The following is a 23686-nucleotide window of genomic DNA, read 5'->3' as shown; positions in this document are numbered from 1 at the left end:
CTGATGTTGTTTATTTAACGATACTCCCGCGAAGCCCATTTCAGCGCAGCGGAGGGACGTCACTAGAAAGGTATAGACCGTAAAGGTTCGCGAGTAAATATCCTATTTCGTTTTCTGTCGGTTTTAGTGAAAAATAGGCCAATAAATCCTGATTGATCTCACGGATATAGTGAATTTCTTCACTTTGGGTAATTTCCGCTAATATCGCCGGATCCAGGGCATGGATCTCTTCGCCCCGGCGGGTGCGCATTAATGCATTCGCCATATGGGTAATGGCCATCATGCCCTGCTCACCCCTAACCGGTAGCTGCCAAAAATTCTCTAAACGGTTGATAACTTGGTCTAAACCCTGACCAATATCGGTATCGATAACCCCTGATTGACACAGAATATTAAGACGCGCATCAATACAAATTTCCAAAGAGTTGGCCTCCTGAAAATGGCTCAGTTTGCAGCCAGGCAAATAATATTAATAGCGAGGCTCTATCTCGCCATTCTGTACTGCCCGCTGATGGTTAAGCAACAATGTCTCATTGATGCCTTTTTCCAGTAATAATTTGATCGGATGGTTATCTGGCCGGATGAGGATAACCGCCTGCGAAGCCTGAATATATCGCTCATCACCTTGTAATTTGATCGCCTGCAAGTGTTCATGAGGAATATCTTCGGCCAGATTCCAGATAGCAGCATCAATATCACCACGGTTAATATGTGCGATACAGTCACTATAAGGTAATTCAACCCGCTCAATGGGTTGGCCAGCAAATTTAATGTCAGTCAGCAAACATTGGTCAGGTGAGCGCGGGTCCAATCCTACCCGCTGGATTTTGTGCTGCTCACCAGGGCGGCAAATAAGCTGGTGGCCATCCACGTAAGAGCCATTACCCAGATTTAATGCCAGTGACACTTTCCCTTCGTTCAGATAACTTTTCGCTGCCAGATGCGACACGACGGCCATATCGTAGACACCATCTATCAGGCATTCGATACGCACTTCGGCCCCACGCATATGGGCAAAATAGAGCGGAAGTAGGGTGAATTGTTCTCTTAAGCCGCTGGCCAGGCCTTCATAAAGCTTGGTATAGGGCAGTGGCATGGCGCATACCATATTACCTAAATCAGCCTGTTGCAGTAACTGCGGCATATTCAGGTCAATAAGCAAGGTACCATTACGGCCTCGACGCTCAACGATGATAGCCCCATCAGCTTCCAGTACTTTTAATGCGTGCTGAACTACACCGACTGAGATACCGAAATCTTCTGATAATTCATCGATGGTTTTAAGTCGATTACCGGGGCGCTCACCAATTAAATAGCGCGCCATGGATACCAATGCCAACCCTTCTTTTTTTATGAATTTCTTACTCATGGTAGGTCAATTCAGCCTTATTTCACTCAGCAATAAATTCTATTACCGGGTAATAAATAGTAAGGGGATAATTGTAGCCACACTATTAATTTTAGTTGTATGGATAGCTAGACATTCATCCGAATGTCTCATCGTGGCAATATTAAGGTAGGATATATGAGATCTATATCACGTTCTACCAAATTTAAACGTAATAACCAGATGGTTTTTTTAGAACAGAAATAGAGGAGAGGCTGAGCAGCCTCTCGATGATAAATTCAATAGTTAGATGACTTTATGTGGGCCGAAACACTCATAATGTATATGCGCGGATGCTACCCCTTGCGCCAATAACTGGCGGCCAGCATATTGCATAAATGCCAGCGGGCCACAGAAATAATAATGTCTATTGGGATCGGCCGCCAGCCACTGATGTGAACTGAGATCCATCAGCCCTTGGCTGTGATAATCATCACCGGCACGGTCCTGAGCGGTGGGTTCGCGGTACCACACGTGGCGGCTAAGATTCGGCATATTCTGTGCAATAGTCGCGACTTCATCGGCAAACGCGTGTACCCGGCCATTTTCAGCGGCATGTAGCCAATGTATCGGCGCTGCATGTTGGTTATCATGAAGGGTATTGAGCATACTTAACATTGGCGTCTGGCCGACACCGGCAGAAATCAATGCAACAGGCGTTTCTGGTGAGATATCGAGAAAGAAATCGCCACGAGGGGGAGCGATACGTACACTATCTCCTTCGTGCAGTTGCTGGTGTAAATAGTTAGAAACTGTGCCTTGCTCTTCGCGTTTCACCGCAATACGGTAAGTCTTGCCATTGGGTGCCGCAGTCAGGGAGTATTGGCGGATTTCCTGATATTCAAGTTGTTCATCTTCAATATAAATTCCCAGATATTGCCCCGGTTTGAAATCCAATACCCGGCCACCGTCTTCCGGCGCTAACACAAAGCTGCAAATCACCTCGCTCTGCATCTCTTTTTTAATGATACGAAAACGGCGTAAGGTCCGCCAGCCACCGGTGCTGGCCTCTCCCTGCTGATAAATCTGACTTTCTCGCTGAATAAAAACATCTGCCAACACACCATAGGCCTTACCCCAGGCATCTAACACTTCCTGGCCGGGGGAGAACATCTCATCCAGAGTGCTGATCAGATGATGGCCGATAATGGCATAGTGCTCAGGTTGAATATTCAGGCTGGTATGTTTCTGAGCAATACGCTCAACAGCGGGCAGTAGTGCCGCCAAATTATCGATATTGGCTGCATAGGCGCAAATCGCATTAAACAGAGCTTCACGCTGATCGCCATTAAACTGATTACTCATATTGAAAATGTGCTTCAGCTCAGGATTGTGCTCAAACATGCGATCGTAAAAATGTGCAGTGAGTTTGGGGCCGGTGGCGGCAAGTAACGGAATGGTGGCCTGAACGGTAGCGATGGTTTGGTTATCTAGCATGGTGTGCTCCTTATTCCCGTGGTATTTGGCGTCACAGCGGTTTTGTTACTCGGCCCATCTACGAGCCTCGCTGTCACGCTAATTACTTTGGGTATTATAGTGTGTAAATCAATACATGTATTTTAAATGCATCTTATAGATTGCACCCTAATTTGTAAATGCAGATTCCACTTATAAGGGATTACCTTGACGTGTCAGCTCACAGAATGTGAAAAAATCACATGATGAATATGAGGATAATTCCGTTGCACTGGATGAAGTCTGAACAGGTCAAAGCCTTACGCAGTCTGAAGCCAATCGTTTGCGTAAAAACCTCTGTCAAGACCTATCTTAACGGGGGGGAAACAGTTTACACTGTGGGCTAGAACCCAAACGGGTAGCCCACTATACCCTTCGTACTTGAAGCTGCAGCGGTGTTCGCTGCTCTCACTCACCCGAATCACTGACGTGAGTCAGCTCATCGGGATTAATGAGCCTCAAAGAGGCTCACCCTGAGGGCTAGCATAAATGCTGTTCAAATCGGTCTTCAACCGATTTGTCGCTCATTGGTTGCCTAGCTGCACCTCCAATGACTTTGGGTATAGGTATAACTTGTTAGCTAAGTCAGGAGAGCTGGATGTTAAAGCGTGAAATGAACATTGCCGATTATGATGCAGATTTATGGCGTGCAATGGAGCAAGAAGTGGTGCGCCAGGAAGAGCACATTGAGCTGATTGCCTCTGAGAACTACACCAGCCCGCGTGTTATGCAGGCGCAAGGTTCTCAGTTGACGAATAAATATGCTGAAGGTTATCCAGGCAAACGTTACTACGGTGGCTGTGAGTATGTTGACGTTGTTGAGCAACTGGCCATTGACCGTGCTAAAGCGTTGTTCGGTGCCGATTACGCTAACGTTCAGCCACATTCCGGTTCTCAGGCAAACGTCTCTGTTTACTCTGCATTGCTGCAACCCGGTGATACTGTATTGGGGATGAACCTGGCCCATGGCGGCCACCTAACCCACGGCTCACCGGTTAACTTCTCCGGTAAACTGTACAATATCGTACCTTACGGTATCGATGAATCTGGTCAGATTGATTATGAAGATCTGGCGCGTCAGGCCGAAATTCATAAACCAAAAATGATTATCGGTGGCTTCTCTGCTTATTCCGGTATCGTTGATTGGGCAAAAATGCGTGAAATCGCTGATAGCATCGACGCATGGTTCTTTGTGGATATGGCTCACGTAGCAGGTCTGGTTGCTGCTGGCGTTTATCCTAACCCGGTCCCACATGCACATGTCGTTACCACGACCACGCACAAAACATTGGCTGGCCCACGTGGCGGTCTGATCTTGGCGAAAGGCGGTGATGAAGATCTGTATAAGAAACTGAACTCTTCTGTTTTCCCTGGTAACCAGGGTGGCCCATTGATGCATGTTATTGCCGGTAAAGCGGTAGCATTGAAAGAAGCCATGGAGCCTGAGTTCAAAATTTATCAGCAACAAGTAGTTAACAATGCCAAAGCGATGGTGTCAGTGTTCCAAGAGCGCGGCTATAAAGTGGTTTCTGGCGGTACTGAGAACCACCTGTTCCTGTTGGATCTGGTGGATAAAGATATCACCGGTAAAGACGCCGATGCCGCTTTGGGCCGTGCGAATATTACCGTGAACAAAAACAGCGTACCTAACGATCCGAGAAGTCCGTTTGTGACTTCAGGTGTGCGTATCGGTAGCCCAGCGATTACCCGCCGTGGCTTCAAAGAAGCGGAATCTCGCGAACTGGCTGGCTGGATGTGTGATGTGTTAGATAACATCAACGATGAAGCAACCATTGAGCGCGTGAAACAGAAAGTACTGGCTATCTGCGCCCGCTTACCGGTTTACGCATAATATTGCTGGATATCGTTAAGCTGTAATGAAAACCCGCGAATGCGGGTTTTTTTATATCTAATATTGATATCTGTAGCGTGAATGTAACGATGCGATAGCGGCCGCGCAATCTGTTGTTACTTTGTAAATCACCCTATTTAAATGTGAAGCTCATCCCAAACTGTATGTTTGCATAATTACAACATTGCCAGCGGAAGAGGCCTCTGTCACAGTATCGGGCTGAGCCTGGAGGGATTCATGGTATTGCAATCAACACGTTGGCTGTCGCTCAGCTATTTCACCTATTTTTTTTCTTATGGCATTTTCCTGCCTTTTTGGGGCATCTGGTTACAAGGGGAAGGCATTCCACCGGAAACCATTGGTATCTTGTTGGGTGCAGGCTTAATCTCCCGTTTCCTTGGCAGTCTGATCATTGCCCCCAGCGTCAAAGATCCTTCTCATCTGGTTACAGCAATCCGAATTTTGGCACTACTGACATTGGCCTTTGCGGTGGGTTTTTGGTTTGGTAATGGTTGGGCCTGGTTGATGGTGGTTATTGCGGGTTTTAACCTGTTTTTTGGCCCACTAGTGCCACTGACTGATGCGTTGGCAGCCACCTGGCAGAAACAGATAACCATGGATTATGGCAAGGTCCGGCTGTGGGGGTCACTGGCTTTTGTTATCGGTTCGGCATTGACCGGTAAGCTGGTCTCTGTTTGGGGCCACACGGCTATTCTCTATAGCCTGACTTTCGGTATCGCCGCCATGTTACTCGGGGCGTTACTCAAACCCAGTATTATGCCGCAGGGTGAGATTAAACATCGTAATGTTGTCGCCACCCACTGGAAAGTATTACTGTCTGAGCCACAGGTCTGGCGTTTTTTACTCTGCGTGACGCTATTACAAGGTGCGCATGCCGGTTATTACAGTTTTAGCTCTATTTACTGGCAAGATGCTGGTTATTCCGCCGCCACCATTGGTTATTTATGGTCGTTGGGCGTGGTCGCTGAGATTCTGGTGTTCGCATTTAGCAATGTACTATTTCGCCGCTGGACTGCCCGCAGCTTATTACTGCTTTCGGCGATCACCGGGATAGTGCGCTGGAGCTTAATGGCATCAACCACCGAATTGCCGTGGTTGATCTTGATTCAGATTTTACATTGTGGCTCGTTTACTGTCTGCCACTTGGCAGCCATGCGTTTTATTGCCGCGCGACGTGGGCCGGATGTGATCCGTTTACAGTCAGTTTATTCTGCACTGGCGATGGGCGGGGGAATTGCGGTCATGACGGTGATCTCCGGTTTCCTGTTTGAGCATTATCAGGGAGGGGTGTTCTGGGTTATGGCATTGATTGTGATCCCGGCACTGTTTATTCGCCCTCGGGTAGTGCCGAGTCAGCCAGAGTCTGCCAGTTAAGGCAGTTCCAACACACTGCGTAACTGCTTGTTTTGTTGCTCAGTGAGCGGTAGTAGTACCTGAATCAGCGGGGGCGTTGATTCAGGTTGCCGTACGGCATACGGTGTGAGCACCACAGTAGTGCCGGGCGGGGCACCCGATTGCAGATAAACGTCGTGGGGCAAATATTTAATATGTAATGGCAGTAAGGTTAACTCACGTACCTGCTGTTCCACTTGCTCTTCCAATTCTGGATTATTCCGCGTCAGCAGTAAAATCTGCTTTTCCTGTAATGCATTTTCCTGCATCAGCCAGGCACCAAAGCTAATGGCAATCAGACCGACTTCGTCGACAGAGAATTGAATCTGATATTCCTGTTCAAAAGTAGCCAGCGCCTGTCGCGTGGTTCGTAACAGCCGCGGGTATTTTTGGATAACTTCTTCCAACAAAGAATTATCAATCCCGATATTGAAATAACAGCGCTCAATTGCGGGAGCGAGATGGGCAAAAAGTTGGCTGATCAGTGCTTCATTGCTACTAAGTGTCATCCCTGAAAGTTGCTGAAAATGCGTGATCAATTGGTGAATGGCGTTGATTAGACGGGCATCTTCCGCTGATTGAGTGCTGTGATAGCTGTGTGCTTTAATCATCGTTAGCATCAGAATCAGCATATCCCGTTCAACTCTATTCAGCGCATGACCTAATAACGGATTAAATGAATCAAACAAGCTGTCAGCCGCTGCCAGTGCGGGTTTGCATTCTAACCACTGCTGCTGGGTGGGTGATAATTCTGGCAACACCTGCTGTCGATTTTCCCAAGCACAATAAGCCAAATACAGTTGTAAAAACTGACGGTCTCTTTCATTTAACTGCCGACTGAGATGGGGTTCACATTGGCTGATTATCTGTGGCAGATGCTGCGATAGTACCGTGTTATCCCATGACAAAGCCTGATACAGATGGGGAGCAAACTGGTTCTCAACGAAATGCGGGCAATAGCGTAACCCACGCCGTAGCCAATGAATTAGGCACAGTCTTTTATCAAGATGGCTACCGTGAATCAGACAACTATCGTCACTATCGGCGCTGAGCTGCAAATGGTAGAAACGCTGGATTTCATTGGCAACCTCGGTTATATCTTGCCGGGTAGTCGCTAGCCCGACGCCATTGAATTGGCTGATGGTGTCCAGTTGTACCTTGTGTGCAGGCATGAATAGCATCAGCACCATATGGCAGCGTCGTTGTTGACCGGATAGCGGTTGATCGGATAACTGGGGCACAGAGGGAGTGTCCAAGCTCATATAACCTTCCGTGATGAATGTGTTGTTGTTTATCAGGCTTAAGCATAGCAAAAGAGATTCTATTCGGTTTAGTGGGGCTGTGGGCTTTTACATCGACTTATAACTTACATCACAGTTTTCCCCGGAGTGCTTGAGCTATAGGGTCGTTAGCTGACTGCCTACCGGTAACACCAATGACTTTGGGCACATCATAGAATATCTAAGGATTGATCAATGTGTGATATGTTATACCATAACAATATGATGACGGTTAAACGGCTGATAGCTTTGCTGCTGGCGGGGGGGATTTTTGTTTATAGCCAGTTGGCGCAGGCCCATCCGCACAGTTTTATTGATATGGATACCACTTTTGTTAGCGATAAACAGATGCTGGTGGGGATGAAAATGGTATGGACTATGGATGAAATCACATCTGCCGATCTGTTATATGATGCGGAAAATGCCAAAAGTGACTCTGAAATCTGGAAAAAACTGGCGGCTGAAGTGATGGCTAATGTGCTGGGGCAGCACTATTTCACCGATATTTATCGTGACGGTAAGCCGGTGAAATATAAAAACTTACCAACAGAGTATCACTTATCCCGCAAGGGACATCAGGCAGTTTTAGCGTTTATTTTGCCACTGGCAGAACCCCAACCGCTGGCGGGGAAGCCTTTCATCATCTCCACTTACGACCCGACCTATTTTGTTGACATGACCTATGCGGGCAACAAGGCGGTAAGGTTATCAACTGACATGGAGAAAAGTTGCCAGTTAACCTTATTTACCCCAGATCCCAATGCTTCGTTACAAGCGTATGCATTATCGTTGGATAAAAGTGATTCGCCAGGAGAAGACATGGAACTAGGAAAACAGTTTGCACAGCGGGTTACCGTACAATGTCAGTAGGTATCACGGCAGTTTCACGGCCCCGGCACTGGCTGATAAATTTATGGCCGCTAATACTGTTTTTACTGATCTTAGCCGGTGCAGCCCAGGTGGCATGGCTCTATTGGCCTGAGTTGCTGTTCAAAACAGTCATTTGGCAGAAAAGCATGCATCAGCAGATGGCCCAATTACTGCAACAAGTTAAAGCTAATCCTCATCAGACTGGTTTTACATTGATGATGTTTAGCCTGATTTATGGCGTATTGCATGCAATGGGGCCGGGGCATGGCAAAGTGGTGATTGTCACTTATCTGGCGACCCATCCGGCACAATTAAAAGAGAGTCTGAAGCTAACTTTTGCCGCCTCACTATTGCAAGGTGGTGTGGCTATCTTGTTGGTAACGTTACTGCTGGGTGTTTTACAACTCTCATCACGGTATCTGCATCAAAGCAGTTTCTGGTTGGAGAAGGGCAGTTTCCTGCTGGTTATCGCACTGGGGGTTTTGCTGTGTTTACGGGCCTTAAAGCGTCTTTATCAGCAGATTAAACTACTCAAACCGCAAAAAATCAGCATCCAACGTATACAACCGTTGCCTGCCAACCATGTTCATAGTGACCATTGTGGTTGTGGGCATCGCCATCTCCCCAGTGCTCAAGAGCTACAAGCTGGGGATGACTGGCGCACTCGTCTGGCGATTGTTCTGGCCATGGGGATGCGGCCTTGTTCCGGCGCGATTATGGTGCTGTTATTTGCCAAAGTGATCGGCGTCTACGGGTGGGGGATTTTGTCAGCGATAGCGATGGCAATCGGAACATCCCTGACCATTTCGCTACTGGCGCTGTTTGTCCATTATGCGCGGCGTCTGGCGGTGTACTTAAGCCGTCATCGTGCACCGGTAGCCTGGGGAGCTATTGCGTGGTCTACGCTGGCATTAACCGGCGGGATTATTCTGCTGTTTGCCGGTGTGCTGCTCTATCTTTCTAGTCAGCCGGAGTTTATCGGCGGCATACGGCCCTTTGGCCGCTAAAGTTAACAATGAAAAAAGCCAGTCGGTTAACCCAGACTGGCTTTTTTCATATGGCTGGATGCGTATATACCCTATAGATTTCAAGGTGTAGGAAGGCGGCAAACAAGAGAACCCCGATGAGCTTACACGAGTAAGTGATTCGGGTGAACGAGAGCAGCCAACACACCTGCAATTTGAAAGATGACGGGTATATGATATTAACGTTTCAATGCATCACTAATCTCATCGCTCATCGCTTGAACGATAGATTTAACAATACGTGGATTACCGGCTACGATATTGCCAGAACTGAAATGGTTATGACCGCCAGCAAAGTCAGTCACGATACCGCCAGACTCACGTACCAACAGTTCGCCACCAGCAAAATCCCATGGCTTCAGACCAATCTCAAAGAAACCGTCAACACGGCCAGCGGCCACATAAGCCAGATCCAGTGCCGCTGAACCGGTGCGACGAAAATCTGCACACTGTTCAAACAGTTTACCCACAACGCGCAGATAAGCTGGCGCATGTTGTTTTACTTTGAATGGGAAGCCGGTCGCCAGAATGGTGCCGTCTAAATCTTTAGCATTGGTGCCGCGCAGACGATAGCCGTTTAATTGCGCGCCCTGACCACGGGTGGCTGTAAACAATTCGTTACGCATTGGGTCATAAACCACTGCCACTTCGGTACGGCCTTTGATGCGTACAGCGATAGAAACGGCGAAATGAGGGAGGCGTTTGATGAAGTTGGTAGTGCCATCCAGTGGATCAATAACCCATTGTACATCATCGTCTTCACCAACCAACTCACCGCACTCTTCACCAATAATGGTGTGTTTTGGGTAAGATTTACGGATGACCTCGACAATCAGGCGCTCTGCATCACGGTCTACATTAGTAACAAAGTCGTTAGTCCCTTTCTGGCTCGCTTCGACAGCGTCCGGGGTTTCATAATTTTTGGCAATCAGGTTACCGGCCTTACGCGCAGCGCGTATGGCGATAGTCAGCATCGGATGCATGGGTATCTTCCACTAGGATGTTAAAGAACGAGAAACGGGGCGCAGTATAGCAGGGGTTCTGATAAATGCCTATACCCGTCACCCTTCAAGATGCAGAGGTGTTGACTGCCCTTATTTGCCCTGGTTACTTAGTTATCTAAGTTCCCAGGAACTAATGAGCCTCATCCTTGAGGCTCACCCTACGGGCGAGCATAAATGCTGTTCAAATCGGTTCCCGACTGATTTGTCACTCGGTTGCCGCCTGCCTGCAACTCGAAGTAGCTTGGGTATATGTCTGTGTTAAGATATGGCGATTCCCCGTTATCTTCAGAGTTTGTATGCTACACAATATTCGTATCGTTTTGGTCGAAACCTCGCACACCGGCAATATGGGTTCAACAGCCAGGGCCATGAAAACCATGGGATTAACCAACTTGTATCTGGTTAACCCTTTAGTCAAACCCGATTCGCAGGCGATTGCGCTATCTGCCGGTGCCAGTGATGTCATTGGTAATGCTACTATTGTCGATACTTTAGATGAAGCATTGGCTGGGTGTAGTCTGGTTGTCGGTACCAGTGCCCGTTCACGCACCTTGCCTTGGCCAATGTTAGAGCCGCGTGAATGTGGTGTGCGCAGCGCCCACGAAGCAGAACATGCTCCGGTTGCATTGGTATTTGGCCGCGAGCGGGTAGGGCTGACGAATGATGAACTACAGAAATGCCATTATCATGTGGCGATCCCGGCAAACCCCGAATACAGTTCATTAAATTTGGCGATGGCGGTACAAATTTTAGCCTATGAAGTGCGGGTAGCATTCCTTGATCGCCAGCAGGCTGCGGCACCGGTAATAGAAGAAGAGGAAGCCCCTTATCCTTTGGTGGATGATCTGGAGCGCTTTTATCTGCATTTGGAGCAGGTGTTATCCCATACTGGTTTTATCCGACAGGCACATCCAGGCCAGATTATGAGTAAATTGCGCCGTCTGTTTACCCGTGCACGCCCAGAGGCTCAAGAGCTAAATATCTTGCGCGGTATGCTGACATCCATTGAAAAACAGGATAAACACCCACAGCATGATGCGGGTGAAAGTGCGTTAGATAACAAAAAATAAGGTTTTATATCAATTGGTTATTATTAAAATCCTGCCATATTATTCAAAATGGAATAGGTTAATAATACTTGAGTAAATTACTAGGTTAAATAGTTGACTAAAACAGTCAAGAATGTCAGAATTCTGGCTTGTTTTCACCAACAGGTAATTTTAGCTATGAGACTGACATCCAAAGGCCGTTATGCCGTGACCGCCATGCTTGATGTGGCATTACATTCCCAGGACGGGCCAGTTCCTCTGGCAGATATTTCTGAACGCCAAGGGATCTCATTATCCTATTTGGAACAACTGTTTTCACGGTTACGCAAAAATGGCTTAGTTGCCAGCGTCCGTGGTCCAGGTGGCGGTTACCTGCTGGGCAAAGATGCATCAGCAATCGCGGTAGGTGCAGTAATCACCGCCGTAGACGAATCTGTCGATGCTACCCGTTGTCAGGGTAAAGAAGGCTGTCAGGGCGGAGATCGTTGCCTGACTCACACCTTGTGGCGTGATCTGAGTGAGCGCATCAGCAGCTTCCTCAACAATATTACGCTGGCAGAACTGGTGAATAACCAAGATATCCTAGAGGTTGCGGATCGTCAGAATAACGATACGCGCCGTACGGCTAATGGCCGACCGCAAGAGACGATTAACGTCAATCTGCGCGCATAAGCAGAATCTGCGGAATTTTACGTTTTGGAAGTGATGTACGGAGCATAAGAGCAATGACCGAATCAAAAATAAAGACACCTATCTATCTGGATTATGCAGCAACCACCCCGGTAGACCCTCGTGTCGCTGAAAAAATGATGCAGTATCTGACTCTGGACGGTATTTTCGGTAACCCCGCCTCGCGTTCTCATAAGTTCGGTTGGCAGGCAGAAGAAGCCGTTGATATTGCACGTAATGATATTGCTGCTCTGGTAGGTGCTGACCCTCGTGAGATTGTCTTCACCTCCGGTGCAACTGAGTCTGATAACCTTGCAATAAAAGGTGCGGCTAATTTCTATCAAAAGAAAGGCAAGCACATCATCACCTGTAAAACCGAACATAAAGCGGTGCTGGATACCTGTCGTCAACTGGAGCGTGAAGGCTTCGACGTGACTTATCTGGCACCACAGTCTAACGGTATTATCGACCTGAAACAGCTTGAAGCGGCCATGCGTGAAGACACCATTTTGGTCTCTATCATGCACGTGAATAATGAAATCGGTGTGGTGCAGGATATCGCTGAAATCGGCGAAATGTGCCGCAGTCGCGGGATCATTTTCCACGTCGATGCAACGCAAAGTGTTGGTAAATTACCGATTGATCTGAGCAAACTGAAAGTTGATTTGATGTCCTTCTCAGCCCATAAAGTTTATGGTCCGATGGGTATTGGCGCGCTGTTTGTTCGCCGTAAACCACGCATTCGCATCGAAGCACAACAGCACGGTGGTGGTCATGAGCGTGGTATGCGTTCAGGCACCTTGCCAGTCCATCAGATAGCCGGTATGGGTGAAGCTTACCGTATCGCCAAAGAAGAGATGGAAAGCGAAGCTGCGCGTCTGCGCTCACTGCGCCTGCGTTTGTGGAATGGTTTGAAAGATATCGAAGAAGTTTACCTGAATGGCGATTTAGAGAATGGCGCACCTGGCATTCTGAACATTAGCTTCAACTATGTTGAAGGTGAGTCGCTGATCATGGCACTGAAAGATCTGGCTGTTTCATCAGGTTCAGCCTGTACCTCCGCGAGTCTGGAACCTTCTTATGTGTTGCGTGCGTTGGGGATGAACGACGAACTGGCTCACAGTTCAATCCGTTTCTCTCTGGGGCGTTTCACCACTCAAGAAGAGGTAGACTACGCCATTGTGCTGGTGCGTAAATCTATTGGCCGTCTGCGTGATTTGTCCCCGTTATGGGATATGTTCAAACAGGGCGTGGATATTAGCAGCATTGAATGGTCTCACCATTAATTCCAGACTTTAAGACTCAGGAGTAATCACATGGCTTACAGCGAAAAAGTAATCGATCATTACGAAAATCCACGCAACGTCGGTTCATTCGACAACGCAGACCCTACTATTGGTAGTGGCATGGTTGGCGCACCCGCTTGTGGTGATGTCATGAAATTGCAGATCAAAGTCAACGAAGCCGGTATTATTGAAGATGCTCGTTTCAAGACTTATGGTTGCGGTTCAGCCATTGCTTCCAGCTCTCTGGTAACTGAATGGATGAAGGGCAAATCTCTCGATCAGGCTGAAGCGATCAAAAATACTCAAATCGCGGAAGAACTGGAGTTACCGCCAGTCAAAATTCACTGCTCGATTCTGGCTGAAGATGCCATTAAAGCAGCTATCGCCGACTACAAAAGCAAACATACTGCCAAGTAGTTGTAACATAGGTTATCAATTGTTAGCAGAGTTGAGGAAGGTGTATGTCGATATCAATCAGCGACAGTGCTGCACAACGGGTCAGTGCCTTTTTAAATCACCGTGGTAAAGGCTTGGGTCTGCGCTTGGGCGTAAGGACATCAGGCTGCTCTGGTATGGCATATGTACTCGAATTTGTTGATGAAATGAACGACGATGACGTCATTTTTGAAGACAAAGGTGTGAAAGTGATCATCGACGGCAAAAGCATGGTCTATCTTGATGGCACCGAATTAGATTTCGTCAAGGAAGGGCTGAACGAAGGCTTTAAGTTTAACAATCCGAATGTCTCAAGTGAGTGCGGATGTGGTGAAAGCTTTAACGTCTGACTCCTGTTTTTGTTTCTACCTCAGGCACTTGTGCTTCATACAGCTCTCTTGCATAACAAGAGGGCTGTATAATATTTGCTAAGCCATCACTATATTCCAGAGCATGCTATGGATTACTTCACATTGTTCGGGCTGCCGCCTCGCTATCTGGTTGACGGCAACCAACTCACTACCCGCTATCAGGAATTACAACGTCAATTCCACCCTGACCGTTTTGCTAACCAGCCTGAACGCGAGCGTTTAGCCTCGTTGCAACAAGCCGCAACCATCAATGACGCTTACCAAACCCTCAAGCATCCGTTAAAACGTGCCGAGTATATGTTATCTTTGCAGGGTTTTGATTTAGGCAATGAACAGCACACCATGCGTGATACTGCATTTCTGATAGAGCAGTTGGAACTGCGTGAAGAGCTTGATGAGATTGAACGCAAACCCGATGCCGAAACGCAGCTTGCTGCATTCAGTAGCCGCTTAGCATTGATGACACAAACGCGCAGTCAGCAAATGGTGGAGCAACTGGATAAGCAACAGTGGGAACTGGCGGCTGATACTGTGCGTAAATTGCGTTTTTTGGATAAGTTACAACAGCAGGTTGAACAACTTGAAGAGCGTTTGTTTGATGATTTATCTTGATTTATACCCGTCATACTTCAAGCTGCATGTGTGTTGGCCGCTTTCGTTCACCCGAATCATTGACTGGCGTCAACTCATCGGGATTCACTCAATTGCCGCCTGCATGCAACTCGAATTATTTAGGGTATAACCGTGGTCTCTAATTGGTAAAATAACTAAAACTCAATTTATTAATTGTCGTAATGTCTGATTAATTCAGAGCCTATCACCGGATAGATTTTGCTCTTTAGACTCATGATTGATGGAAGTTCAACATGGCCTTATTACAAATTAGTGAGCCTGGTTTAACTGCGCAGCCGCATCAACGTCGGCTGGCCGCAGGCATAGACTTAGGTACGACCAATTCATTGGTCGCCACCGTGCGTAGCGGTAAAGCACAAACGCTGGTTGATGAGCAACAGCGGGATCTTTTGCCCTCAGTGGTTCATTATCAAGCAAATAGTATTGATGTTGGTTGGAATGCCCGCAATCTGGCGGCATTGGACCCGGTCAATACCATCAGTTCAATTAAACGTATGATAGGTCGCTCTTTGGCAGATATCGTACAGCGCTATCCTAATCTGCCTTACCAATTCCAGCCCAGCGAAAATGGCTTGCCGATGATCCAGACTGCCAGCGGGTTGGTGAATCCGATCCAGGTGTCTGCTGATATTCTTAAAGTATTGTCTGCACGTGCCCAAGCGGCACTGAGTGGTGATCTGGATGGTGTGGTGATCACTGTGCCGGCGTATTTTGATGACGCTCAGCGTCAGGGTACCAAAGATGCGGCACGTCTGGCGGGGCTACATGTATTACGTCTGCTTAATGAGCCGACCGCAGCGGCAATTGCCTATGGCCTGGATTCAGGTCAGGAAGGGGTGATTGCCGTTTATGATCTTGGCGGTGGCACCTTTGATATCTCTATTCTGCGTTTGAGCCGTGGTGTGTTCGAAGTGTTGGCAACCGGTGGTGATTCTGCCCTGGGGGGCGATGACTTTGACCATCTATTAGCCGATTGGCTGCGTGAACAAGCAGGTATTGACTCCCGTGATGATCATGGTATTCAGCGGCAATTACTTGATGCAGCGATCGCGGCTAAAATCGCGTTGAGTGACGCCGAGGTTGCAGATGTCTCTGTTGCTGGCTGGCAGGGGCAAATAACCCGTGGGCAGTTTGAATCGCTGATTGCAGCGTTAATCAAACGGACATTAATGTCTTGTCGCCGTGCGTTGAAAGATGCCGCAGTGACCCCTGATGAGGTGCTGGAAGTGGTGATGGTTGGTGGTTCAACCCGTGTGCCGCTGGTGCGTGAGCAAGTCGGGCAATTCTTTGGCCGCACGCCGCTAACCTCGATTGATCCCGATAAAGTTGTGGCAATCGGTGCCGCCATCCAGGCCGATATTTTAGTGGGTAATAAGCCCGATAGTGACATGCTGCTGCTTGATGTTATCCCGCTTTCATTGGGGTTGGAAACCATGGGCGGCCTGGTGGAGAAAGTTATTCCGCGCAATACCACTATTCCAGTAGCCCGCGCGCAGGAGTTCACCACCTTTAAAGATGGGCAGAGTGGGATGAACATCCATGTGCTGCAAGGCGAGCGTGAATTGGTGCAAGATTGTCGTTCATTAGCCCGTTTTACCTTGCGTGGCCTACCGCCACTGCCTGCAGGTGGTGCGCATATTCGTGTTACTTTCCAGGTAGATGCTGACGGTCTATTGAGTGTTACCGCGATGGAGAAGTCCACCGGTGTTGAGGCATCGATTCAGGTTAAGCCATCCTATGGGCTATCTGATGATGAAATTGCCAATATGATTAAAGATTCGATGGCGAATGCGCAAAGTGATGTCAGTGCGCGTAAGTTAGCGGAACAACAGGTCGAAGCATCCCGTGTGCTGGAGAGTTTACAAGGCGCATTGGCAGAAGATGCAGCATTACTCAGTGAGCAAGAAAGTACCGCTATCGTTCAGGCGATGGCCTTATTACAGCAGCAGATGCAGGGTAACGACCCACACGCAATCGAAGCTGCGATCAAAGCGTTAGATGCGCAAACGCAAGATTTTGCTGCGCGCCGGATGGATGCTTCCATTCGCCGTGCGTTGGCTGGTCATTCAGTGGATGAGGTTTAATCATGCCCAAAATAGTATTTCTGCCCCATAAAGATCTTTGCCCGGATGGTGCAGTACTGGAAGCAACCCAAGGTGAGACTATACTCGACGTTGCCTTGCGCAATGGGATCGATATTGAGCATGCCTGTGAGAAATCCTGCGCCTGCACCACCTGCCACTGCGTGGTGCGTGAAGGGTTCGATTCCTTACCAGAAAGCAGTGAGTTGGAAGATGATATGTTGGATAAAGCCTGGGGTCTGGAGCCGGAGAGCCGCCTGAGCTGCCAAGCCAGAGTGACCGACGAAGACTTGGTAGTTGAGATCCCGCGTTATACCATTAACCATGCGCGGGAGCATTGATATGAGCTTAACGTGGCAAGATACTCGGGAAATCGGTGAAGCACTCTACGACAGATTCCCGGATACCGATCCGAAAACCGTGCGTTTTACCGATATGCATCAATGGATTTGCTCTCTGGAAGATTTTGACGACGATCCGCAGAAATCGAATGAAAAAGTGCTAGAGGCCATTCTATTAGTGTGGTTGGATGAGTTTGAGTGAGTATTGTAGGGTCGCGAAAGCGGCCTTTTTTGTACCTGATCTGATATCCTATACTCAAAGTCATTGGCGTTGCAGGCAGGCAGCAAGTGAACGACAAATCGGTTGAAGACCGATTTGAACAGCATTGATGCTAGCCCGCAGGGGGAGCCTCTTTGAGGCTCATTAATCCCGATAAACTTACTTATATTTTAAGGTCAAGACCAGTAAGTGATTCGGGTGACAAATCTGCCTGGAGCAGATTTGAACGCTGCTTGCAGCGGCCTCGCAGAGGCGAGGCCGATGGACGGGCCGAGTAGTGCGCGTAGCTAACACCCCTGTAGCGCCAAGGACGAAGGGTATACAGCAAATAATAACGAGGTAATAATGACAACAGAATTGATGCAAGTATCCCTGTCGCATAATCCGGCAGATGCCCGTTGGGGCGAGAAAACGCTGTTGAGTACCGATGCTGAAGGGATGACTATCCACCTGACGGACAACGGTAAATTAGGTGCGATTCAACGTGCTGCGCGCAAAATAGATGGGCTGGGAATCAAGCACATAAAACTGGCTGGCGAGGGCTGGGGGTTAGAGCAAAGTTGGGCATTTTGGCAAGGGTTCCGTGGGCCAAAAGGTCAGCGCAGCGTGGAGTGGGCAGAACTGCCAGAGAACGAAAAAACTGAACTGAAACAACGCATAAAAATTATCGATTGGGTGCGCGACACGATCAACGCACCGGCGGAAGACTTAGGTCCAGAGCAATTGGCTAAAAATGCCATTGATTTGATGTGTGCCGTCTCGTGCGATGCAATCAGTTACCGTATTACCAAAGGCGAAGATCTGCGCGAGCAGGGCTATGCTGGGATCTATACCGTGGGTCGTGGATCTGATCGCGCACCGGTATTGCTGGCCTTGGATTATAACCCAACCGGTAATCCTGATGCGCCGGTAATGGCCTGTCTGGTAGGTAAAGGAATTACATTTGATTCCGGCGGTTACAGCCTGAAGCAGAGTGCGTTCATGGACTCGATGAAATCCGATATGGGCGGTGCAGCCACCGTGACGGGAGCCTTGGCCCTGGCGGCGGCGCGTGGCTTGAAACAGCGTGTGAAGTTGTATCTGTGTTGTGCCGACAATATGGTTAGCGGTAATGCCTTTAAATTGGGTGATATTATCCGTTACCGCAATGGTAAAACTGTAGAAATCATGAATACCGATGCTGAAGGGCGTCTGGTACTGGCTGATGGCCTGATTGATGCCGCCGAGCAAAACGCACCGCTGATTATTGATGCTGCCACTTTAACCGGTGCGGCCAAAACGGCATTGGGTAACGACTACCATGCTCTGTTCAGCTTTGATGATGAGCTGGCACAAGCGCTGTTGAACAGCGCGCAAAGTGAACATGAACCTTTCTGGCGTTTACCTTTGGCGGAATTCCATCGCAGCCAGTTGCCATCTAACTTTGCTGAATTGAATAATGTGGCGGGCGCTGCCTACAGTGCGGGTGCCAGTACTGCCGCCGCATTCCTGTCGCATTTTGTGAAAAACTACCAACAAGGTTGGCTCCATATTGACTGCTCTGCCACTTACCGTAAAAGTGCGGTTGAACAATGGTCTGCCGGTGCTACAGGTTTAGGTGTTCGTACCATTGCTAATTTGTTGTTGGCGAAAGCAAAACAGTAAGTTTGGTGAATGAAGGGGCAAGCACACCTACGGGTACTCCGGCGGCTCACGCCGCTACGACCCGAACGGTGCGCTTCCCCTTCGTTTGGTTTTGTAAGCTACTAATGGGGCGCATTTACGTCCCTTTGTTCGATCTGCTTGACGTTTTTCGGAGTACAAGATGAGTTTGCTACAACCACCTGCCGATGATAACCACGATCACCACCATGATGAGGACCAGAGTCTGGAGTCGTTGCTAAAACTGGCGGCAACTGAGTCAATTTATCGCACTGCTTTTTTCCGCAGATTACTGGACGCCACGGTGTTAGTGCTGGTGGCCGGCTCAGAACCGGGCGGTGAGGATAGCGAGATGACCTTCACTGCGGGCAATGGGGTCAATATTCTGCATTGGGAAAAGCAGGATGGTGAATCAGTTATTCCTTTTTTCAGTTCGCCAGAAGTATTGCAACAGGCGCTGAGCCAGGCTGAGGATGAGCAAACTGACCTCGAAAAGCAGCCTTTTGTTGCTATGCCAGTACGGGTGTTATTTGAAATGACACAGGGTGCACATCTGTTCCTGAACCCGAAATCAGAACATGGCAAAGAGTTTTGGCCGCAAGAAGTGGCGATGCTATTGGAAAATGGCGGTTTAGCCCAACCGGCTGAAATGATGGTGGATAAAGAGAGCCAAATCTTGTTGGGCCAGCCGGAAGAGTATCCGGCGGCGATGGTTGATGCTTTGATCCAACTGTTTAGCCAGCGCAAACCGGTGCGGCGTGCTTTTCTGGCATTGATGCATGATAAAAGTGTGGATGAGCAACCTAACTTACTGATTGGGTTGGAAGTGGATGGTTCGCCCGAAGAGATAGATCAGCTAATTCAGGAAGCGGGCAATGTGGCCAGTGACCATGCACCGGATGAACACCCGGTCGATTTCTGTCTGGTTAATGAGAAAGAGCGTGGGGTAAGCCACTATCTGATGACCCATACGCAGGCGTTTTATCAGCGCCGCTGGGGCAGTTGGCTGAGAAATGTTATTCCCTCGACCAGCCATTAACTCGCTGTTGGCGGGCCAGATTAGCTAGCTATAGGAAAGGGAGCCGTAAGTGGCTCCCTTTTTTGACACACCATTCTCATTGCTACATGAAGAACTTAACGTGTTATTTAGAAGGTGTAAGCAACGCCCATATTAATGGTCATTGGGGTCGCAATGTTTTTACCTTTAGAGACTTTCACTTCAGAACCGATTGACAGGTTAGAGGTCAGGTTTACATTGACACCCACACCTGCGTTAGCTCGGGTCCCTTTCAGGCTGTTATCAAACATTTCGTTGTTAACCATCACCTTGTTACTGGCCATCAGGTCATGATCCACTGAGAAGATAGCGTAAGGCTTAATTTCAGTACCACCATTCAACACAATGCGATAACCGGTGTTCATCCCCAGAGTACCGGTGGTAGAACGTGCGCCTTGGCTTTGTGCTTCCATACCGTTAGACAGTTGGTACTGGCTCTTACCGGAGCTAAAGGTGTTCAGCGCGACATAAGGGGAGATATACATTTCATTGATATTGATATGTTTACCTGCCTTCATGGCCAGACCCAGACCGGAGAAGTTAGTATTGCCGGTGGCGCTGCCGTCTTTAGCGGTCACACTGAGGTTCTGTTTAAACTGGTTAGTTTTCAGCACACCATTAATGTAATAACCGCTGTTAGCCAAATATTGCGCGTAAGCACCCAATGAGTTGCTTTCCACACTGCCGCTGCTCTGGTAATCCGATTTGATATTTGAGCTGCTGTAGCTGGCGAAACTACCCACACTGAATACGGCATTACCTAAATCAATGGCTTTATCGCCACCTAAAGTCATGCCATTCAACTTCTGGTTGAAGTTGGCCGCTGTGCCTTTCACGTTATAGCTGTCGTTCAGGTAAGTGAGCCACACACCGCTTTCGTTAGCTGACGAGCTTTGCTTATCCAAACGATTCTGAATCGAACTTAATTCAGCATTAAAGATAACCGGCATGGTATTGGCGACAGCCAGCACACCCGCAGTACTTGGTGTCAGGGCTGCTTTATCGGCTACCAGTTTGAAGCCGCCTTGACCATCACTGACCAGGTTGTGCTTATAGTTACCCAGATCTACCGGGCCATTAGCCAGTGCAAAGCGCGCGTTATTGGTACCCTGTACATCAACGACATTCAGGTTAGCCGGAGCAACACCGCTGGCATCGATCTGAACGTTGAAATCACCATCAGCATCACCCGTTACATTCAGTGGTGCCGTGGTATGGCTATGCAGGGCTGAACCTAAGTTAAAGCTACCGTTACCTGCCAATGAGTTCATGGTCAGTTGCGCTTTTGTTTGGCTCATATCGATAGAACCGCCCGCCAGCGTGACATCTTTAAAGGCGAATTTAGCGGGTTTGCCATTCATGGCGCTAAAGGCCGCACGGGAAGTTGGGTGTAGCCTGACATAAGGTGCATCTTCGGCCACCAGCACCATGTTACCGGCTAAATTCAGGTCTGCATCCTGGGTTACTGCACCGTCATGGACGCTCAGGAAACTGCCTCGGTTGGCATTAATGATCCCTTCGACAGCGGCAGTTTGGGTGAAAATGGTGGTACCGCCATTTAACTCCGCGTCTTTCAGCGAACTAGCGATCAGCGCATAACCGTCTTCAACCAGTATCTTATTGGCTTGCATGCGCGACTTAATCTTCAAGATACCGCCGTTTACCGTGGTGTTGTCAGCTTTCGCATCGCCACTAACGGTGAATTCTGCACCGTTATTAACCGTGGTATCTGTCGCTCCTGCGTCAGCTTCAACGGTGAAAACACCGCCATTCAGCGTGGTATCCATGGCAATGGCTTTATTTTGCAGGGTTAAGCTCCCACCCTTGATGATAGCTTTAGAGATAATAGCGTTATCTTTGGCAGTAATCTCACCTTCACTGACCAGATCACTGACAACAGAATTATTTCCCGCTGTAACCTGGCCGCCTTTGGCAACAATAGCCCCTTCTGATATGGCTCGTTCAGTGTCACTTATCCCTGTAAGGATCAACTGACCTTCTGCACCAACGATGGTATTCTTATCCGTACCACCGTTATTTTCCATGCTGCCTTTGGTGATCACGGTGCTATTTGCCAGTGCGCCAAGCGCCAACGTTACCGTGCCACCTTCACTAATAATACTGCCAATGATCTTACCGTCTTTTTCCACCTTTTGTGTGCCGCCCGATACCAGGGTATCGAGTGCAAAGGTTCGCGCAGCGACGGTTTGTTGCTCAGTGCCGGCAATTTTTTGCTCAAATGCAGGCATATCAACAGTCGTAGTCGTTACTGTCTCTAAACTAGCTAATGCTGTTGCCGCAGCCTGCATTACTGTGGTGCTAGTTAGGAGGTCAGCCGCAGCGTCAGTTTTAATCTGATTGGCAGCAATAACCTTAGCCTTAATATTTTTAAAATCATCATCGGCAGACTGATGTTTCTTGGTTGCGTCATCAGCTACCTGCTGTGCTGCCGCTGCATCCTTGATGGCCTTTTGCGCGGCTTCAATCTCAGTTTTTTTGTCCTGAGTAGTGGTTGAGTCTTTAATCAAATCCTCAAGCTCTTGTTCGAGATCTGGTGTGTTTTCATTCCAATTTGGATTGACAGTATTAATTGCAGTACTTTTTGCAGTATTAAGCAGTATTAAGTTATCTTCAGCTTGAGTTTTTTCTTGCTCAGCGAGTTTGAGCTTTGCTTGATTAAATTTTAATTCAGGAGTCAGACGTACGACATCAACACTTGCTTTTTTTTCTGCTTCTTCTGCTTTTTTGTGCTCCTGTTTAGCCACAGCCAGCTCGTTGAACTTAGCTTGTTTCTCAGCAAAATAAGCCACCAGTTTTTCTGTTTGTTCCTGGCTTATCACACCTTGAGTCAGGTAGTTTTGCACCTTAGTCAGGGTATTTTGGCTTGCTTGTTGCTGCTGTTTGACTGTCGTGGCTTTTTGCTCAAGCCCTGGCGAAATAGCTGAGTTGTCGTTGGTTAATGATGCAATAAACAGTGAGTTGGCTTCTTCAGCGGTGAACTGCCCCGGCGCTTTGTTATTGAGTGAAGCTGTAAAAGCATCTATTGCTGCTGCATTGAGTTTATTTTTGTTGGCTTCGCTCTCGTCTTCTGCATAAGCAACAACGGCTTCTAACTGCTTAATGTGTTTTTCAAATGCATCGTTAAGTGAATCTAATTCGTTTTTTGCTTGTTTTTTTTGTGCAGGTTTTAATTTATCAATGCTGGTTGTAAAATCCTTAGTCTGCTGCTGGTGATCCTGTTGCGCTGTCGTAATTTGCGACTTAATCTGATTGATCATCTCTGTTGTGATTGTTTGACCCACAGGAGCGATGCTTTCCAGCAAGATATCTGCAGGGGCTTTGGCTACGGTAAAGTTGCTACCATTGCCCATACCAAGAGGTGTAACCGCAGATGTTGGTGCAGCAATTGCCCCACCAGATATCAATGATGAGACCAAAATAGATAACGGCAATAAACGTGTATTTAATGTGTTGCGATGACCCATGGTTTTATACATTCCTATTTACAGATGAATTTAAAAGACGAAATACTCAAGAAGGTTAATAACGACAAAATGTTGGATGAAATATAAATGAGTGTGCTGTGTATTCCTATTTATTAAAATATTAATCCAGGT

At 48.0% G+C, this 23686-nt stretch carries 21 protein-coding genes; 15 read left to right on the top strand and 6 right to left on the bottom strand.

Annotated elements, in window-relative coordinates:
- Positions 1-40: 40 nt before the first annotated feature.
- The 3 genes from V2A85_RS11530 to hmpA all read right to left on the bottom strand — a co-directional run bounded on the left by V2A85_RS11530 (position 41) and on the right by hmpA (position 2824).
- Positions 41-421 carry a PRD domain-containing protein gene (locus V2A85_RS11530; RefSeq protein WP_372559683.1) on the bottom strand — a complete coding sequence of 127 codons (381 nt, stop codon included), beginning with the start codon at positions 419-421 and terminating at the stop codon, positions 41-43.
- A 48-nt stretch (positions 422-469) separates the two neighbouring features.
- Complete coding sequence (yhfZ, locus tag V2A85_RS11525) at positions 470-1369, bottom strand: GntR family transcriptional regulator YhfZ (protein WP_372559682.1); 900 nt, start codon at positions 1367-1369, stop codon at positions 470-472.
- Positions 1370-1633: 264 nt separating this feature from the next.
- Entirely contained in the window at positions 1634-2824 is a 1191-nt protein-coding gene (gene hmpA, locus V2A85_RS11520; RefSeq protein ID WP_420071477.1) for an NO-inducible flavohemoprotein, read from the bottom strand.
- A 616-nt stretch (positions 2825-3440) separates the two neighbouring features.
- On the opposite strand from hmpA, the gene glyA reads away from it, so the two are divergent.
- Positions 3441-4694 (top strand): serine hydroxymethyltransferase, encoded by a 1254-nt coding sequence (gene glyA / locus V2A85_RS11515; RefSeq protein ID WP_372559680.1) that lies wholly within the window; start codon positions 3441-3443, stop codon positions 4692-4694.
- A gap of 237 nt (positions 4695-4931) precedes the next feature.
- Entirely contained in the window at positions 4932-6089 is a 1158-nt protein-coding gene (locus tag V2A85_RS11510; protein WP_372559679.1) for a 3-phenylpropionate MFS transporter, read from the top strand.
- Here the strand turns inward: V2A85_RS11510 and csiE are convergent.
- Positions 6086-7369: a stationary phase inducible protein CsiE gene (gene csiE / locus V2A85_RS11505; RefSeq protein WP_420071476.1), complete on the bottom strand. Its 1284-nt coding sequence runs from the start codon at positions 7367-7369 to the stop codon at positions 6086-6088. The two genes, V2A85_RS11510 and csiE, sit on opposite strands and share 4 nt — an antisense overlap.
- Positions 7370-7582: 213 nt before the next feature.
- Between csiE and V2A85_RS11500 the strand changes: the two genes are divergently transcribed.
- Together V2A85_RS11500 and V2A85_RS11495 are read left to right on the top strand one after the other, a co-directional pair.
- The gene (locus V2A85_RS11500) at positions 7583-8257 is read left to right on the top strand and encodes a DUF1007 family protein (RefSeq protein ID WP_420071475.1); all 675 of its coding nucleotides are present in this window, start codon (positions 7583-7585) and stop codon (positions 8255-8257) included.
- Entirely contained in the window at positions 8248-9264 is a 1017-nt protein-coding gene (locus V2A85_RS11495) for a nickel/cobalt transporter (RefSeq protein WP_372559676.1), read from the top strand. The genes V2A85_RS11500 and V2A85_RS11495 overlap by 10 nt, the downstream gene beginning before the upstream one ends.
- A gap of 197 nt (positions 9265-9461) precedes the next feature.
- Here V2A85_RS11495 and suhB read toward each other — a convergent pair whose 3' ends face one another.
- Entirely contained in the window at positions 9462-10265 is an 804-nt protein-coding gene (suhB, locus tag V2A85_RS11490; RefSeq protein WP_005192722.1) for an inositol-1-monophosphatase, read from the bottom strand.
- Between the two features lie 317 nt (positions 10266-10582).
- Between suhB and trmJ the strand changes: the two genes are divergently transcribed.
- From trmJ to sseB, 11 genes are all read left to right on the top strand, one after another.
- A complete protein-coding gene (trmJ, locus tag V2A85_RS11485; RefSeq protein WP_372559675.1) occupies positions 10583-11356 on the top strand; it encodes a tRNA (cytosine(32)/uridine(32)-2'-O)-methyltransferase TrmJ in 774 nt (257 codons plus the stop codon).
- Between the two features lie 156 nt (positions 11357-11512).
- Positions 11513-12007: a Fe-S cluster assembly transcriptional regulator IscR gene (gene iscR / locus V2A85_RS11480; RefSeq protein WP_004707916.1), complete on the top strand. Its 495-nt coding sequence runs from the start codon at positions 11513-11515 to the stop codon at positions 12005-12007.
- A 68-nt stretch (positions 12008-12075) separates the two neighbouring features.
- Complete coding sequence (locus V2A85_RS11475; protein WP_372559939.1) at positions 12076-13290, top strand: IscS subfamily cysteine desulfurase; 1215 nt, start codon at positions 12076-12078, stop codon at positions 13288-13290.
- 30 nt (positions 13291-13320) lie between these two features.
- Entirely contained in the window at positions 13321-13707 is a 387-nt protein-coding gene (gene iscU / locus V2A85_RS11470) for a Fe-S cluster assembly scaffold IscU (protein WP_005159510.1), read from the top strand.
- Between the two features lie 44 nt (positions 13708-13751).
- Complete coding sequence (iscA, locus tag V2A85_RS11465; protein ID WP_005192709.1) at positions 13752-14075, top strand: iron-sulfur cluster assembly protein IscA; 324 nt, start codon at positions 13752-13754, stop codon at positions 14073-14075.
- 108 nt (positions 14076-14183) lie between these two features.
- The gene (gene hscB, locus V2A85_RS11460) at positions 14184-14708 is read left to right on the top strand and encodes a co-chaperone HscB (protein WP_372559674.1); all 525 of its coding nucleotides are present in this window, start codon (positions 14184-14186) and stop codon (positions 14706-14708) included.
- 254 nt (positions 14709-14962) lie between these two features.
- Positions 14963-16813, top strand: coding sequence for a Fe-S protein assembly chaperone HscA (gene hscA / locus V2A85_RS11455; protein ID WP_372559673.1), 1851 nt, complete (start codon positions 14963-14965; stop codon positions 16811-16813).
- A gap of 2 nt (positions 16814-16815) precedes the next feature.
- The gene (gene fdx, locus V2A85_RS11450; protein WP_004713939.1) at positions 16816-17151 is read left to right on the top strand and encodes an ISC system 2Fe-2S type ferredoxin; all 336 of its coding nucleotides are present in this window, start codon (positions 16816-16818) and stop codon (positions 17149-17151) included.
- A gap of 1 nt (position 17152) precedes the next feature.
- Positions 17153-17353: a Fe-S cluster assembly protein IscX gene (gene iscX, locus V2A85_RS11445; RefSeq protein ID WP_372559672.1), complete on the top strand. Its 201-nt coding sequence runs from the start codon at positions 17153-17155 to the stop codon at positions 17351-17353.
- 363 nt (positions 17354-17716) lie between these two features.
- Positions 17717-19015 carry an aminopeptidase PepB gene (gene pepB / locus V2A85_RS11440; RefSeq protein WP_420071474.1) on the top strand — a complete coding sequence of 433 codons (1299 nt, stop codon included), beginning with the start codon at positions 17717-17719 and terminating at the stop codon, positions 19013-19015.
- 160 nt (positions 19016-19175) lie between these two features.
- Complete coding sequence (gene sseB, locus V2A85_RS11435; protein WP_420071473.1) at positions 19176-20051, top strand: enhanced serine sensitivity protein SseB; 876 nt, start codon at positions 19176-19178, stop codon at positions 20049-20051.
- A gap of 107 nt (positions 20052-20158) precedes the next feature.
- Here sseB and V2A85_RS11430 read toward each other — a convergent pair whose 3' ends face one another.
- The gene (locus V2A85_RS11430; RefSeq protein ID WP_420071472.1) at positions 20159-23554 is read right to left on the bottom strand and encodes an autotransporter outer membrane beta-barrel domain-containing protein; all 3396 of its coding nucleotides are present in this window, start codon (positions 23552-23554) and stop codon (positions 20159-20161) included.
- Between the last annotated feature and the right edge of the window lie 132 nt (positions 23555-23686).

Origin of the sequence: Yersinia sp. 1252 StPb PI, assembly GCF_048593885.1 — a bacterium.
Lineage (GTDB): Bacteria > Pseudomonadota > Gammaproteobacteria > Enterobacterales > Enterobacteriaceae > Yersinia > Yersinia enterocolitica_E.
The sequence above is the reverse complement of the archived record's forward strand: the minus strand, read 5'-3'. Positions and strand labels throughout refer to the sequence as shown.

Bases quoted from the DNA above. Each gene is read 5' to 3' on its own strand.
- yhfZ (WP_372559682.1), bottom strand. From the start codon at position 1,369: ATGAGTAAGAAATTCATAAAAAAAGAAGGGTTGGCATTGGTATCCATG.
- hmpA (WP_420071477.1), bottom strand. From the start codon at position 2,824: ATGCTAGATAACCAAACCATCGCTACCGTTCAGGCCACCATTCCGTTA.
- glyA (WP_372559680.1), top strand. From the start codon at position 3,441: ATGTTAAAGCGTGAAATGAACATTGCCGATTATGATGCAGATTTATGG.
- V2A85_RS11510 (WP_372559679.1), top strand. From the start codon at position 4,932: ATGGTATTGCAATCAACACGTTGGCTGTCGCTCAGCTATTTCACCTAT.
- csiE (WP_420071476.1), bottom strand. From the start codon at position 7,369: ATGAGCTTGGACACTCCCTCTGTGCCCCAGTTATCCGATCAACCGCTA.
- V2A85_RS11500 (WP_420071475.1), top strand. From the start codon at position 7,583: ATGTGTGATATGTTATACCATAACAATATGATGACGGTTAAACGGCTG.
- V2A85_RS11495 (WP_372559676.1), top strand. From the start codon at position 8,248: ATGTCAGTAGGTATCACGGCAGTTTCACGGCCCCGGCACTGGCTGATA.
- suhB (WP_005192722.1), bottom strand. From the start codon at position 10,265: ATGCATCCGATGCTGACTATCGCCATACGCGCTGCGCGTAAGGCCGGT.
- trmJ (WP_372559675.1), top strand. From the start codon at position 10,583: ATGCTACACAATATTCGTATCGTTTTGGTCGAAACCTCGCACACCGGC.
- iscR (WP_004707916.1), top strand. From the start codon at position 11,513: ATGAGACTGACATCCAAAGGCCGTTATGCCGTGACCGCCATGCTTGAT.
- iscU (WP_005159510.1), top strand. From the start codon at position 13,321: ATGGCTTACAGCGAAAAAGTAATCGATCATTACGAAAATCCACGCAAC.
- iscA (WP_005192709.1), top strand. From the start codon at position 13,752: ATGTCGATATCAATCAGCGACAGTGCTGCACAACGGGTCAGTGCCTTT.
- hscB (WP_372559674.1), top strand. From the start codon at position 14,184: ATGGATTACTTCACATTGTTCGGGCTGCCGCCTCGCTATCTGGTTGAC.
- hscA (WP_372559673.1), top strand. From the start codon at position 14,963: ATGGCCTTATTACAAATTAGTGAGCCTGGTTTAACTGCGCAGCCGCAT.
- fdx (WP_004713939.1), top strand. From the start codon at position 16,816: ATGCCCAAAATAGTATTTCTGCCCCATAAAGATCTTTGCCCGGATGGT.
- iscX (WP_372559672.1), top strand. From the start codon at position 17,153: ATGAGCTTAACGTGGCAAGATACTCGGGAAATCGGTGAAGCACTCTAC.
- pepB (WP_420071474.1), top strand. From the start codon at position 17,717: ATGACAACAGAATTGATGCAAGTATCCCTGTCGCATAATCCGGCAGAT.
- sseB (WP_420071473.1), top strand. From the start codon at position 19,176: ATGAGTTTGCTACAACCACCTGCCGATGATAACCACGATCACCACCAT.
- V2A85_RS11430 (WP_420071472.1), bottom strand. From the start codon at position 23,554: ATGGGTCATCGCAACACATTAAATACACGTTTATTGCCGTTATCTATT.